Annotated in this window: 15 protein-coding genes; 14 read left to right on the forward strand and 1 reads right to left on the reverse strand. The window is 63.6% G+C overall.

Translation table 11 applies throughout. The features are described 5' to 3' along the window. Window positions 1–38 precede the first annotated feature (38 nt). The 14 genes from MUM_RS0103685 to MUM_RS0103750 all read left to right on the forward strand — a co-directional run bounded on the left by MUM_RS0103685 (window position 39) and on the right by MUM_RS0103750 (window position 9,744). Window positions 39–605: a hypothetical protein gene (locus MUM_RS0103685; RefSeq protein ID WP_010167070.1), complete on the forward strand. Its 567-nt coding sequence runs from the start codon at window positions 39–41 to the stop codon at window positions 603–605. Between the two features lie 31 nt (window positions 606–636). Then, window positions 637–867 (forward strand): hypothetical protein, encoded by a 231-nt coding sequence (locus tag MUM_RS0103690; protein ID WP_003208330.1) that lies wholly within the window; start codon window positions 637–639, stop codon window positions 865–867. A gap of 9 nt (window positions 868–876) precedes the next feature. Then, window positions 877–1,314: a hypothetical protein gene (locus tag MUM_RS0103695; RefSeq protein WP_010167071.1), complete on the forward strand. Its 438-nt coding sequence runs from the start codon at window positions 877–879 to the stop codon at window positions 1,312–1,314. Window positions 1,315–1,318: 4 nt separating this feature from the next. Next, window positions 1,319–2,101 carry a type III secretion system inner membrane ring lipoprotein SctJ gene (gene sctJ, locus MUM_RS0103700; protein ID WP_010167072.1) on the forward strand — a complete coding sequence of 261 codons (783 nt, stop codon included), beginning with the start codon at window positions 1,319–1,321 and terminating at the stop codon, window positions 2,099–2,101. After that, window positions 2,098–2,715 (forward strand): hypothetical protein, encoded by a 618-nt coding sequence (locus tag MUM_RS0103705; RefSeq protein ID WP_010167074.1) that lies wholly within the window; start codon window positions 2,098–2,100, stop codon window positions 2,713–2,715. The genes sctJ and MUM_RS0103705 overlap by 4 nt, the downstream gene beginning before the upstream one ends. After that, on the forward strand, window positions 2,708–3,286 hold the full coding sequence (locus tag MUM_RS0103710) for a FliH/SctL family protein (RefSeq protein WP_010167076.1): 579 nt from the start codon (window positions 2,708–2,710) through the stop codon (window positions 3,284–3,286). The genes MUM_RS0103705 and MUM_RS0103710 overlap by 8 nt, the downstream gene beginning before the upstream one ends. After that, window positions 3,283–4,605 (forward strand): FliI/YscN family ATPase, encoded by a 1,323-nt coding sequence (locus MUM_RS0103715; RefSeq protein ID WP_010167078.1) that lies wholly within the window; start codon window positions 3,283–3,285, stop codon window positions 4,603–4,605. Before MUM_RS0103710 ends, MUM_RS0103715 begins: the two co-directional genes overlap by 4 nt. Before the next feature lie 16 nt (window positions 4,606–4,621). Beyond that, complete coding sequence (locus MUM_RS0103720; protein WP_010167080.1) at window positions 4,622–5,071, forward strand: YscO family type III secretion system apparatus protein; 450 nt, start codon at window positions 4,622–4,624, stop codon at window positions 5,069–5,071. Continuing rightward, window positions 5,068–6,069: a type III secretion system cytoplasmic ring protein SctQ gene (sctQ, locus tag MUM_RS0103725; RefSeq protein ID WP_010167082.1), complete on the forward strand. Its 1,002-nt coding sequence runs from the start codon at window positions 5,068–5,070 to the stop codon at window positions 6,067–6,069. The genes MUM_RS0103720 and sctQ overlap by 4 nt, the downstream gene beginning before the upstream one ends. Further along, window positions 6,066–6,719: a type III secretion system export apparatus subunit SctR gene (gene sctR / locus MUM_RS0103730; protein WP_003208316.1), complete on the forward strand. Its 654-nt coding sequence runs from the start codon at window positions 6,066–6,068 to the stop codon at window positions 6,717–6,719. The genes sctQ and sctR overlap by 4 nt, the downstream gene beginning before the upstream one ends. 10 nt (window positions 6,720–6,729) lie before the next feature. Next, a complete protein-coding gene (locus MUM_RS0103735) occupies window positions 6,730–6,999 on the forward strand; it encodes an EscS/YscS/HrcS family type III secretion system export apparatus protein (RefSeq protein WP_010167085.1) in 270 nt (89 codons plus the stop codon). A 6-nt stretch (window positions 7,000–7,005) separates the two neighbouring features. Beyond that, window positions 7,006–7,818 (forward strand): type III secretion system export apparatus subunit SctT, encoded by an 813-nt coding sequence (sctT, locus tag MUM_RS0103740; protein ID WP_003208312.1) that lies wholly within the window; start codon window positions 7,006–7,008, stop codon window positions 7,816–7,818. Window positions 7,819–7,821: 3 nt separating this feature from the next. Next, window positions 7,822–8,868, forward strand: a complete 1,047-nt coding sequence (locus tag MUM_RS0103745; protein WP_010167087.1) for an EscU/YscU/HrcU family type III secretion system export apparatus switch protein — start codon at window positions 7,822–7,824, stop codon at window positions 8,866–8,868. A gap of 417 nt (window positions 8,869–9,285) precedes the next feature. Then, window positions 9,286–9,744, forward strand: a complete 459-nt coding sequence (locus MUM_RS0103750; protein WP_010167089.1) for an REP-associated tyrosine transposase — start codon at window positions 9,286–9,288, stop codon at window positions 9,742–9,744. A gap of 399 nt (window positions 9,745–10,143) precedes the next feature. On the opposite strand, the gene MUM_RS0103755 is transcribed toward MUM_RS0103750, so the two are convergent. Continuing rightward, entirely contained in the window at window positions 10,144–13,614 is a 3,471-nt protein-coding gene (locus tag MUM_RS0103755) for a hypothetical protein (RefSeq protein ID WP_010167091.1), read from the reverse strand. Window positions 13,615–13,662: the final 48 nt, after the last annotated feature.

Genomic DNA, 13,662 nt, shown 5'->3' on the forward strand with positions numbered 1-13,662 from the left:
CGTTGGGCGAAGGCGGACGCCATGTAAGCATATTTTCCATGGCGCTCCTATGTCTGTCGGTGCTGTTTGGCGCCTCGATCGCCCACGCCGACGAAGAGCCCGAATGGTTCGCCAAACCCTACGCCTACGTGCTGGTGGACCAGGACGTGCGCGCCGCCCTCGAAGAGTTCGGCCACAACCTCGACATCCCGCTGGTGCTCTCCGACAAGGTTCGCGGCAAGGCCCGCAGCACCGTGCGCGCCGCCACCGCCGGGGAGTTCCTGCAGACGCTGTGCAGCACCAACGGCCTGACCTGGTACTTCGACGGCAACCTGCTGTACCTCAATGCCAGCGACGAAATCACCACCAAGCTGTTCAAGGCCAGCGCCCTGAACCTGGACCAGTTGCAGGCTTATTTGAACAACCTCGACGTCTTCGGCCAGCAGTTGTCGATGCGCAACGGCCCCGAGGGCGATGAAGTCTTCGTCTCCGGGCCGCCGCCATACCTGGCGCTGGTCCAGCAGCATGTGGATCACCTGCAACCCAAGGCCGCCGCGCCCGTTGTGGCACGCGAGTACGGCGTGCGGGTATTTCGCGGCGCCCAGGTGAGCACCGAAACCCCTTGATTCACCCCAACCCCAGCAAAGGAGCATGACCATGTCCGTAACCGCCGTAGACAGCAACCTCGCCCCCGGTGGCGCCAGCCCTGAAGCCAAGTTCAACGCCGCGGTGGATAACGCCAAGAGCGCCGACAAACCGGAGATGACCGACGCCGAGTTCACCGATGCCCTGATCACCCAGGCGGTCACCATCGGCGGTCAATTCATCATCATGCCCAAGGCGCAGGAAATGCTGAATGACGCCATGTCCGATGACGACGAAGAGTAGGGCGCACCCATGACCATCAGTCTCGCAGCCGGCGCCACGGCCTTGCCGCCGTCCGCCGGCGCGGGGCCCGCCGGGGCCTCGCAGAATCTGTTCGAGCACATGGCCAATACGGCCAAGGGCATGCCCGAAGGCGCGAGCCCCCACCAGATCGGCTCGGGCCTGATGGAGCGCCTGAACAGTTTTATCGACCGCTCCCGGACCTTTTCCGAGCGCGCCGATTTGCTCACCAATAACCCGTCGGCGCCACCCCAAGTGGCCGCTGCGGACATCCGCACCTCGGGTGCCTCTTCCACTGCAGAACCGGGCAAGAAAGTCGCCGAGCAGCAGGTCGACCAGATCGTCCATTCACTGGGCAAGATGTTCGACTACTCCATCGAAACCCAGATGGTGGTGCGCGGTGCGACGCAGATTTCCGGTTCCGCCAACACGCTGCTCAAGGGTCAATAACGCCATGCCAAGCCCGAATCGTGCCCTGCGCCTGCTGCTGATCGGCCTGCTCGCCAGCCTCTTGCAGGCCTGCGACATGGACCTCTACACCAACCTCAGCGAGCGCGACGCCAACGCCATGGTCGCCGTGTTGCTGCGCGACGGTATTCCCGCGACGCGCAAGGTGCAGGACAACGGCCAGTTGAAAGTGGTGGTCGACGAACAGCGTTTCGCCGAAGCCATGACCCTGCTGGAAAACGCTGGGCTGCCGCAGCAGAGCTTTTCCAACATGGGCGAGGTGTTCAAGGGCAACGGCCTGGTGTCGTCGCCGGTGCAGGAACGGGCGCAGATGATCTACGCCTTGAGCGAAGAGCTGTCCCACTCGGTGTCGCAGATCGACGGCATCGTTTCGGCGCGGGTGCACGTGGTGCTGCCGGACAATGACCTGCTCAAGCGCGTGATCTCACCGTCGTCGGCCTCGGTGCTGGTGCGCTACGACCCGGGCACCGACATCAACACCCTGATCCCGCAGATCAAGACCCTGGTGGCCAACGGCATTTCCGGCCTGAGCTACGAGGGCGTGTCGGTGACGGCGATCAAGGCCGCGGTGTCCGTCAGCCAGAACCCGGCCCAACCGCGACTCGCGCGCTTCATGGGCTTGTGGCTGCTGGAAGACAACCTCAGCCAGGCGCGGTTGTTGTTCGGCGGTTTGCTGCTGGTCGCCCTTGGCGCGTGCGGCGTATTGGCCCGTCAACAATGGGCGCGCCGCCAGTCCCAGGCGTTGTATGTGCTCAAGGAGGGTGAATGAGCCTGGTTGAACGTTGGCAGGGCCTGATCGCCCAGCCGTTGCAGTTCGTGCGCCAGCAGAGCCTGGGCGAGTGTTTCGGCGAAGGCCTGCCGGCCGAGGTGCTGCAAGCCCTGCACGGGCAGGCGCGGTTTCGGTCGCGGCTGGAGCAGTTGCTGGCCAGTCATTATCAATTGGCGCCGCTGGCGCATCTGGTCACCCCGCCGGCTGCCGATTTACCGGTGTTGCTGCTGAACCCGGCGCAATTCGAGCGGCTGCCGAGGCTGTGTGGCGCGATCTGGCATGCCTCCACCCTGAGCCGGGAGATCCGCCGCGAAGTGGTCAATGAGCTGCGCGAAAGCCTCGGCCAGGCAGCCTTTGCCCTGGCCCTGGCGCACCGCCAGTTAGGCGGCGCGGCCGACCTGCTGCGCGAGCCCGCCGAGTTGATCGACGCCATCGACCGCGATGGCCTCACCTGTGTCGCCGCCTGGCTGCAGGCCCAGCCCGCCGAGTTGCAAGGCTGGCTGCAACTGCGGTTTGTCGCGCCGAAAGGTTATAGCGGGCGCTTGCCCCGCGACCTGGAAATTGTCCAGACCGTTGCCGCCCGGTTGCTCGCCGAGGAGCTTGCCCATGAGTGAATTACCCAGCCGTCCCGCCGCGCGGATTTTGCGCGCCGAAGAAGCGGCGTTGTGGACCGATGGCTTTGCCTTTGTGCAAGCCGCCAGGGACCACGCCGAGCAGATCAAGGCCGACAGCGACCAGTGGCTGCACAGCGCGCGCGCTGAAGGTTTTGAACGTGCACGCAAAGAAGGCGCAGAGCAGGTCGCGCAGTTGCTGCTGGAGACCCAGGCCCAGGTGCAGCATTACCTCGCCGGGCTGGAAGCGTCGCTGGCGGACCTGGCCCTGGGCATCGTGCGTGAAGTGCTCGGCGAGCTGGACGACACCGACCGCGTGGTGCGTTGCACGCGCCAGGCCCTGAGCGCGTTTCGCCAGGGCCAGGCCTTGACCTTGTGGGTGCCGCCCGCCGAAGTGAATGCCTTGCGCCAACAACTCCTCAAGGACGGCATCGCCGTGGAGGCCGACGCGCAACTGAGCGCCGGCCAGGCCCGCCTGAGCAGCCCGGCGGGTTCAGTTGAGCTGGGGCTGGAGGCGCAACTGCAGACCTTGCGCCGCAGCCTATTGCCCTTCGCCGAAGAGGGCGTGGCATGAACCTCAACCATTTGCTGCCGCGCCTGACCGAGCGGCTGTCCCAGGCGCGCTTGCGTCCGATGCAGGGCACCGTGCTGAGTATTCGCGGGGTGTTGTTGCGGGCCAGTGTGGCCGGCGCGAGCATCGGTGAGCTGTGCCACCTGCGCGACCCGGTCAGCGGCCGCAGCCTCAGTGCCGAGGTGATCGGCTTTGATGGTGACGAAGCGATCCTGTCGCCTATCGGTTCCATGGAAGGCCTGTCGACCCGCACCCAGATCATCGCCACCGGTGAAAGCCTCGGCGTGGCGGTAGGGGATGCGCAACTGGGGCGGGTGATCAGCCCCATGGGCGATTTTCTTGACGGTGACGGCGTGCCGCCGACCCTGAACTTGCAGACCTATCCCTTGCATGCCGAGCCACCGGCGCCGTTCTCCCGGCAATTGATCGTGCGTTCCATGGCCCTGGGCATTCGCTCCATCGACGGCTTGCTGACCCTCGCCCAAGGCCAGCGCATGGGCATCTTCGGCGAGCCCGGCGTGGGCAAATCCTCGTTGCTGGCGAGCATCATCCGCAACAGCGAGGCCGATGTGATTGTGATCGGCCTGATCGGCGAGCGGGGCAGGGAAGTGCGCGAACTGCTGGACGTGCAACTGGACGCCCAGGCCCGCGCACGTACGATCGCTGTTGTCGCCACGTCTGATCGTCCCGCCGCCGAGCGGGTGCGTGCGGCCTTTGTCGCCACCACCCTGGCCGAGTACCACCGCGACCAGGGCCGTAACGTGCTGCTGCTGATGGACAGCCTCACCCGGTTCGCCCGGGCCCAGCGCGAGATCGGCCTGGCGGTGGGTGAGCCGCCGACACGGCGCGGTTATCCGCCGTCGTTTTTTGCCACCTTGCCCAAGCTGCTGGAGCGCGCCGGGCCGGGCCCCAGCGGCAGCATCACCGCGCTCTATACCGTGCTTACCGAGGGTGACGCCGCCAGTGACCCGGTGGCCGAGGAAGCGCGTTCGATCCTCGATGGGCATATCGCCCTGAGCGCCGAACTGGCCCAGCGCAACTACTTCCCTGCGGTGGACGTGCTGCGCAGCCGCAGCCGGTTGATGGAGCAGGTGGCCGGTGAAGAACACAAGCGCCTGGCAATGCGCATCCGTGAACTGATGGCGCGCTACGGCGAAATCGAAATGCTGATCCGCGTCGGCGAGTACTCCGCCGGCAGCGACCCGCTGGCCGACGAGGCGATCACTCGCCACAGCGCCATCGAAGCCTTCCTGCGCCAGAACGCCGACGAGCCCAGCAGCCCCGAACACACCTTGATCCGCATGCGCCAGGTGCTGGCATGACGATGGAGAGCAACCCATGAAGACCGAACAACTGCGCACCCTGCAAACCCTGCGGGTGCTGCGTGAACAACGGGCGGCCAGCCAGTTGGCGGCGCAACAGCAACGCTGCGCGCAAACCCACGGCGCCTTGACCGACGCCAAGGAGCAATTGCGCCTGCACCGCGAAGCCGTTGCCCGTGAAGCCGGCGAGATTTACGCCTCGCTGACCGAAGGCCTGTCGGTGGCCAGTTGGCAGGCGGCCCAGGATCGCCTGCGGGGCTTGTCCGACGATGAGCAACTGCTTGAGGGCGACGTCAGCCACGTATCCGGCACCCTGCAAACCCAAGAGCGTGAGCGCGACCTGTTCCGTCAGGAACGCCTGAACCGCCAGCGCCAGTCCGACGCCTGGCAAAGCCTGCTGGACGGCCGCGAAAGCAGCGAGCGGGTCGCCGGTGAATTGCGCGAAGAACAAGGGCTCGGCACATGATCGTGGCCCTTGCCGACCCGCTGGCGCCCTGGCTTGAACACTACGACCCGGCGTTGCTCGCGGTGCATAACCAACTGCACCGCCGGCGCCACGCGTGGCAGGGCCGGTGCGCCGGCCAGGACCTGAGCGTCGCCTGGGCCGCCGATCCCCAGCCGCTGAAAACACCCCGGGATGTATGGCTGCTACTCGGGCAATCCCCGGCGCGCCTGCGGCTCTCGGCCGACACGGTGGAGCAGGTGCTGGTGCCGCTGGCGTTGCAGTTCGACGCGCAGGTGCTGCCGTCATTGCCGCGCTCGTTGCTGCTGGAGTTGGCGGTGCTGGATCTGATCGAGCGCCTTGAGCCGCTGCTCGGCCACCCGGTGCAGTTGCTCGATGCCAGTGACGATCAGCGGCCTTACGCCGTGCACCTGGCGCTGACCTTGACCTTCGGCAACAGCCCACCCATGGCCGCCCAGTTGGACTTGAGCGAAAGCGCTGCGCTGCTGGTGGCGCAGATGCTGGAGCAACACGGCCAGATTGAGGCCGACCCTTTACCCGCGCTGCGCCAGACCCTGGCGGTGGTGGCCGGGCGGCAATGGCTGAGCCTCGGCGAATTGCGCAGCTTGCAGCCTGGCGATGTGTTGATGCTCGAACCCGGCAGTGGCTGGTTGCTGGACCTTGAGGGCCGCCTGCAAGCCCGCTGCCAGCGCGACGGCTCGTCGCTGCAGCTACAGGAATCTTTGAAATCGCCCCTTTTGGACATGGAGAACACAATGACTGATGTCGATGCCGCCGCGGCCCTGGACGATTTGCCCCTCAAGCTGGTGTGCCAGGTCGGCAGCCTGGAACTGACCCTGGCGCAACTGCGGGAACTGGGCGCGGGCAGCCTGCTGCAACTCAATACACCCACGGTGGATGGCGTCGACCTGATGGTCAACGGCCGCCGCGTCGGCCAGGGCCAACTGGTGAAAATCGGTGACGGCCTGGGCGTGCGCCTGTTGAGTTTCGCCACCCCATGACCGGTTATCAGCCGAACCTGATCGAGATCATCCTGGTGGTCGCCACCATCGGGTTGATCCCGTTGGCGGTGGTGACCCTCACCGGGTTCATGAAAATCTCGGTGGTGCTGTTCCTCATCCGCAACGCCCTGGGCGTGCAGCAGACGCCGCCGAACCTGGTGCTGTACGGCATCGCGCTGATTCTGTCGGTGTACGTCACCACGCCGTTGATTGGCGACATGTACCGCCAGGTGGAGGGACGCGACCTGAACATCGAGCACGTCGAGCAACTCAAGGACCTCGGCGATGCCTTGCGCCCGCCGTTGCAGGCGCACCTGGCGCGCTTTGCCAACGAGTCCGAGCGCGGTTTTTTCGTGCAGGCCACCGAGACCATCTGGTCGCCGGAAGCCCGTGCCGACTTGCGGGATGACGACCTGGTGGTGCTGATCCCGGCGTTCGTCAGCTCGGAACTGACCCGGGCCTTCGAGATCGGGTTCCTGCTGTACATCCCGTTTCTGGTGGTGGACTTGCTGGTGTCCAACGTGTTGATGGCGATGGGCATGTCGATGGTCTCGCCGAACCTGATTTCGATCCCGCTGAAAATCTTCCTGTTCGTGTCATTGAGCGGCTGGTCGCGCCTGATGCACGGTTTGATTCTGAGTTACGGCTGAGGCACGACCCATGGGCCAGGACGTTTTCCTGTCATTGATGAAACAGGCACTGATGACCGTGCTGATGCTCTCTGCGCCGGCGCTGGGGGTGGCGATTATTGTTGGCTTGAGCGTGGGGCTGTTCCAGGCGCTGACGCAGATCCAGGACCAGACCCTGCCCCAGGTGGTGAAGCTGGTAGCGGTGTTGCTGACCATTGTGTTCCTCGGCCCGGTGCTGGCCGGGCAAGTGGCGGAGCTTGGCGGCCAGGTGCTGGACAACTTCCCCTTGTGGACGCGCTGACCGCCCATGGATGCCAGCCTTACCGCGCAGTTTCTTGAAGTCGCCTACCCGGTGATCAGCTCGGCCTCGCTGGCGGCCTGCCGTGCCATGGGCGTGGTGGTGATCACCCCGGCGTTCAACCGCCTGGGGCTGACCGGGATGATTCGGGGTTGCGTGGCCGTGGCGATTTCGATCCCGATGTTCATGCCGGTGTTCGACGCCATGACCTCGATGCCCAACCACGGCAGCCTGTTTATCGCCGGGTTGCTGATCAAGGAATTCCTGATCGGCATCCTGATCGGCCTGTTGTTCGGCATCCCGTTCTGGGCGGCGGAAGTGGCGGGGGAGTTGATCGACCTGCAGCGCGGCTCGACCATGGCGCAACTGGTGGACCCGCTGTCCACCGGGGAATCGAGTGTGATGTCCACCTTGCTGACGGTGATGCTGATCACGCTGTTCTTCATGTCCGGCGGTTTTATCCTGATGGTCGACGGCTACTACCACAGCTACCAGTTGTGGCCGGTAACCGCGTTTACCCCGGTGTTCGCCAGCTCGGCGTTGCTGGCGGTGCTGTCGATTCTCGACCAGATCATGCGGGTCGGGGTGCTGATGGTGTCGCCGCTGATCATCTCGCTGCTGGTCACCGATTTGATGCTGGCGTACCTGTCGCGGATGGCGCCGAACCTGCATATTTTCGACCTGTCGTTGCCGGTGAAAAACCTGTTTTTCTCGATCCTGATGGTGATCTACATCGGCTTCCTGATTCCGTTGATGCTGGACCAGTTGGCGGAATTTCGCGGCACGGTGGAGCTGCTGAAAACCCTGGCGGGCATGGAGTAGGGCATGGGCGATACCAGCGAAGAAAAATCCCAGCCGGCCACGGACAAAAAACTCAAGGACGCGCGCAAAAAAGGCCAGGTCGCCAAGAGCCAGGACCTGGTCTCGGGCATGGTCATCCTGTTTTGCACCCTGTGCATTTCCATCCTCGCGCCCCGGGCTCAGGCCCAGGTCACGGCGCTGATCGACCTTACTGCACAGATCTACATCGAACCCTTCGCCACCGTGTGGCCACGGGTACTGGACCATGCCGAGCAACTGGTGATCGGCATCACCCTGCCGGTGATGGCGGTGACCACCGGGGTGGTGATCCTGACCAATATCGTCACCATGCGTGGCTTTGTGTTCTCCGTGGAACCGATCAAGCCCGAGTTCAAGCGCATCAACCCGGCGGAAGGCTTCAAGAAGCTGTTTGCCTTGCGCAACTTTGTGGAATTCATCAAGGGCCTGATCAAGGTGCATGTGCTGGCCGTGGCGTTCTACGTGGTGGGGCGGCATGCGTTGCAGGCGCTGATGGAGTCATCGCGGTGTGGTGCCGGGTGTATCGAATCGACGTTTTTCCTGGTGCTCAAGCCGCTGGTGTTTACCGTGCTCGCGGCCTTCATCCTGGTGGGCGGGGTGGACGTGCTGATGCAGCGCTGGCTGTTCGGCCGCGACATGAAAATGACCCGCAGCGAGACCAAGCGCGAGCGCAAAGACATTGATGGCGACCCGCTGATCAAGAGCGAACGGCGGCGCCAGCGCCAGGAGATGCAGGCGTTGGCCACCAAACTGGGGCTGGGCCGGGCGTCGATGATGATTGGCACCACCGATGGCTGGGTGATTGGCGTGCGTTATGTGCGTGGCGAGACGCCGGTGCCGGTGGTGGTATGCCGGGCGGCGCCGGAGGAAGCGTTGGGGATGTTGCAGGAAGCGTTTGACCTCGGCATACCGCAGGCGCCGGACAGGGGGTTGGCGGAGGCGATTGCCAGGAAGACCGTACCGGGAGACCCGGTGCCGGATGCGTCGTTCCAGGCGGTGGCGGACTGGCTGGTGGCGGCGCGGTTGATCTGATCGTTGCGTCTTGCATTGATTGGCTGTTGTGGTGAGCGGGCTTCCTATAGTGATCTGGGCTTTCTGTGGCGAGCGGGCTTTCTGTGGTGAGCGGGCTTGCCCCGCGCTGGGCTGCGAAGCAGCCCCAAAACCTGACGCTTCAATTTGCCTGGCAAGACGCGGTGTCCTTGATAGGGCCGCTTCGCAGCCCAGCGCGGGGCAAGCCCGCTCACCACAGAAAGCCCGCTCACCACAGAAAGCCCAGCTCACCACAGAAAGCCCAGCCCACCACAACAGTCCTGCTTACCACAGGGGGGAGGTGGCACTCAGTTCCATGAACCCACTCATCAGATATATCCAGTCACCTTGTGCCACTGGCTCACTGGCAACCACGCGCTAGCGTTAATGCTCTTTAGGACCTTTTCCTGGAGCAATGGAATGCGCCCCACCCCCCAATCTCATCGCTTGCGCCAGGGCCGTTACTCAGAGCCCGGGCGCAGCTACCTCATCACCATCGTCGTCCATCACCGCCAGCGGCTGTTCCACGATTTGTTCCTCGGCCGTCTACTGGTTGCCGAGTTCCGACGGGCTCAAGAGTCAGGGCTGGTCGACTCCCTGGCCTGGGTGATCATGCCTGATCATATCCATTGGTTATTCGAGCTGAAGCAACAAACGTTGGCCGATGTAGTGCGCCGTACCAAATCCCGCAGCACGTTAACCATCAATCAGCGCCGTCACAGCAAAGAGCGGGTGTGGCAGCCGGGTTATCACGATAGGGCTGTGCGGGCAGAGGATGACATTCGCAAAATGGCTCGCTATATCATCGCTAATCCGCTGCGCGCCGGGTTGGTTGAGCATGTCGGCGACTATTCGCTTTGGGATGCCTGCTGGATCTGATGCTTGGGATTAGGCGTGTGGTTGGTGGCGCTGTTGTGGTGAGCGGGTGTTTGTGGTGAACCGGGCTTTCTGTGGTGAGCCTTGCTTTCTGTGGTGAGGATGGCTTTCTGTGGTTAGAAGGGCTTTCTGTGGTTAGGAGGGCTTTCTGTGGTGAGCGGGCTTGCCCCGCGCTGGGCTGCGAAGCAGCCCCAAAACCTGACGCCCCAATTTGCCTGGAAAGACGTGGTGTTCTTGATAGGGCCGCTTCGCAGCCCAGCGCGGGGCAAGCCCGCTCACCACAGAAAAGCTGCTCACCCAGAAAGCCAGGCTCACCACAGAAAAGCGGCTCACCACAGAAAGCCCAGCTCACCACTGGAAGCGCACTGGGACATTCGATTTTCCGGGTGTCAGGAGGTTAAGTCAGGGCTTATCCACATCATGATACTCACCTCCATACCCATCCCCCACCCGCCAGATAATGTCGTGGTTCTCATTGGTCCATTCCGACGGTTTAAGCGAGTACTTGTAGTCCTCTGAATTGCGGTTGTTCCCGTCGCCGATAAAGTCCGGATGGTCCCGCCGATGGTCGCCCCCGCGAATGCTCGAGCGCGCATCCCACTCTTCCTTGCGGAAGTCAAAAATACTCTGGTCCTGTGGCGCATCCCGCTGGCCCCAGTCGGACAGGTACGTCTGCAACCACACATACGCCTCATCACCGTTGGGCTTGAGCAACCCGTCCTGCTTGAAGTCCTGGATCTGGTCCCAGTTCTGCATCGAGATCTTGTGCAGTTTGTGGGACTGCACCGTGCTCAGGATCGCCCCGACAAACGACAACGCGCCGGAGATCAAGAAGCCCACCGGCCCCAGGAACGGAATGATTCGCCCGGTCACCCCCAGGGTGCCCAACACACCGCCTGCCGCGCCCACCAGGCTGCTGACGCCACCGGCCATGGACAGCGAGCCGGAAGCGATTTTCACCGGGTCTTTCTCGCGCACACCATCACGCAGGGTAAACGCCGCCTGCACCACGCTGATCACGCCGCCCGCCACGTCGGTGGCCATGCCGATCACCTTGATCGCGCTGCTGGCGAACTTCGCGCCAAACCCCGCACCGGCCACGCCGCCCCGGCTGGCGATGCCTTTTTCGATGCCTTCCTGGACCTTCTTCGCGCCTTCGTCACTCCAGCCGCCGCTGTTGAGGGCCTTGCCCACGTCCTTGCCGTCATCCATGGCCTGGTCGACGATCTCGAAGTACTTCTTCTGCACCGCCTCGGCGTCCTTGGGCAGCGCGTGGTAACCCTCGCCGGGCTTGGCCCAGAGGTCGGGCAGGGAGCGGTCGAAGCCCATCAGTTTGTAGGCGTTGGTGCCGCGCAATTTGTCGTAGACCTTCAAGCCCAGCGTGGCGAAGTGCGAGCCGGTGCCCAGGAAGCCGAGGAAGTCGTTGGCGATGCCCAGGCGCTTCATCGGCGTATCCGCCAGCTTGCCGCCCTGGCCGGCGAGTTGGTAAACGATACGGCCCATGCCGATTGCGCCGCCCACCGAGCCGAGTACGCCGTTGTCCTTGAGGAAGTTGAGGTTCTTCACGAACGCGCTGCGGTTCTCTTCGCTGAGGCCGGGCATGATCTCCTTGCTCACGGCCTTGTCGATGTCGCTGAAGCTGATCACGCCGTTTTTCTGCCAGGTGTCGCCGAGGGAAATCATCGCCTTGCCGAAGTCGGCGGCGGCGTTTTTGTCCTTGAGCAACTGGTCGACGAACTTCGAATACACCCCCAGCGCCTGGCGCGGCAAGCCGTCGGCGCTGCCCTTGAGCATCGACAGGATCGCCATGGTGTTGTCGGTGGTGGCCAGCGCAGTGTTGTCGTCAGAGATCTTGGTCGGGTCGTCCATCAGCTTTTCAACGGCGTCGGTGTAGCCGTCGATTTGCAGGTTTTGCAGGAAGCTGTCGGCCTTGGCCGGGTCGATGTCGGCCAGCGCGGTGTAGGCGGTCTGGATCTCCTGGGTGGCCAGTTCGGTCTTGCCGCTGTCCTGCAGGGACTTGATGTATTTGGTGAAGTTCTCCGAGGAGGTGCTGTCGATCAGCTTCTGCCTGGTCTCATCGACCTTGGCCTGGCCTCCGTCGACCTTGCCCAGCGCCGCGTCGTGGTTGGCCTTGATGTCGTGCTGGATGGTCGAGTCGCCGAGCAGGTCGTTGATGGTCTGGTCGATGGCCTTGGTGTCGAAGATGTTGTCCCGTACGTCCCGCGAGGTCACGTCGATGGGCGTGGTGGCGATGCCCTGGTTGCCGAACCCGTGCTCGGGAATGATCGACATGCCGTTGTCGGCCATGCTCCGGGCTTCCACCGCCCGCAGAAACTTGGCGCGCGGGTCGTCCTTGCCGATGCTGCCGTCCTTGACCCCGGCGCGGTAGCTGTCCACCAGGGTCTTCATCGACAGGTCCTGCACCGACAGCGGGTTGCCGCTGTCATCTTTCTCGGTGGTGGTCAGGTTGTCGACGGAGACGTCCTTGAGGGGCGGCAGGCCGTTGTCGGCGCGCAGCTTGTCGACGTCGGTGGTTTGCGCGGCGATGTCGCTGCGGTAGCCGGAAATCTGTTCGAACATCTGCGGGTTGCTGTTTTCCGACACCACGATCTTCTCTTCGCTGCCGCCGGGCTTGTGCTGGGTGAAGGCGATCAGCCCCGGGCCATAATCCCCGGCGCCGCCGACGCTCATGATGTCTTCGGTAGAGGCCAGGTAAGCGTCCGGGCCTGCGAGGGTGTAGCCGTCGCCCTTGGCTTTTTCGATGCCGGCCAGGGTTTGACCCTTGGTGGTGTAGGCGGCAAAGGCCTCGGGGGTGATGTCTTTGGACACCACCAGCAATTTGCCGTCGGCCTGGTTGACCACCAGGATGCCGTCCATGGGCGCGTCGACCTTGCTGATGTCGCCCAGCTTCAGGCTGGCCTCGTCCTTGCGCAGCAGTTCCTGGCCGGGCAGGGACTGGGCGTTCTTGATGTAGTCGAAGGCTTGCGAGCCTTCACTGGCGTGCACGGCATGCAGGAAGTTGTAGAAGGTGCCGCCGGCGTTTGGGTTCGGGTTGCTGAGGTCGGCGCCGGGTTGCGGCAGGTCGGCTTCGGACTTGCTGATCGCGTATTTGTGGCCCTGATGTTCGAACAGGATCACCCCGGCGCCGCTGTCTTCGGAGACGACTTTCAACTGGCTGAAATCAAGGTCTCCCGGCAGGCTGGTGACTTCCTCATAGCCCTTGGCCTTGCCCTCATTGAGGGCCTGCTTGGTCACCCCGGCCTGGGTGTAGGTACTGAACGCCTGGGGCGTGAGCTGTTCGGAGATGACCAGGGTCTTGCCGTTTTCCAGGCTGACCTTGAGGATGCCATCTTCGGCCTTGCCCACGGATTTGATATTGGCCAGGCGTACGCCGTCGCCGTCTTCGCGCAGCAGTTGCTGGTCGGGGTTCTTCAGGCTTTCGACGATGGCCTTGCCGGCCGGGGTGCCCTGGGTTTCGGCCAGGGTCTGAAGGAAGGTGTACAGCGGCGTGCCTTCGTCGGGGCCGCCCTGGTTGACGGGGGCCACGGCATGGCCGAAGCGCAGGTTTTTCAACACATCGAAACCGTCCTGGGCGTTGGCCGCACCCTCGGCGCTGATCTTGTATTTGGCGCCGTCCTGTTCGAAGTAGATCACCCCGGCGTCTTTGTCTTCGGAAATGACCTTGAGCTTGTCGATGTCGAGTTTGGCCGGGAGGGCGGTGACTTCCTTGTAGTCCTCGGGCTTGACGGTTTTGTCGCCCGGCCCGGTACTGGCAAGGATTCTGGCTTTATTCAGGACAGCGTCGAAAACGCGCTCGGGCGCTTTGGGTTGATCGACGCGGGGATAGGCGGATTTTTCGGGGCGGGTGATCATCGGTTCAGTCCATGTGATGGGGCGCACGAGGACTCGATATTAGGGGCT

Source organism: Pseudomonas sp. PAMC 25886 (genome assembly GCF_000242655.1).
Taxonomy (GTDB): Bacteria; Pseudomonadota; Gammaproteobacteria; order Pseudomonadales; family Pseudomonadaceae; genus Aquipseudomonas.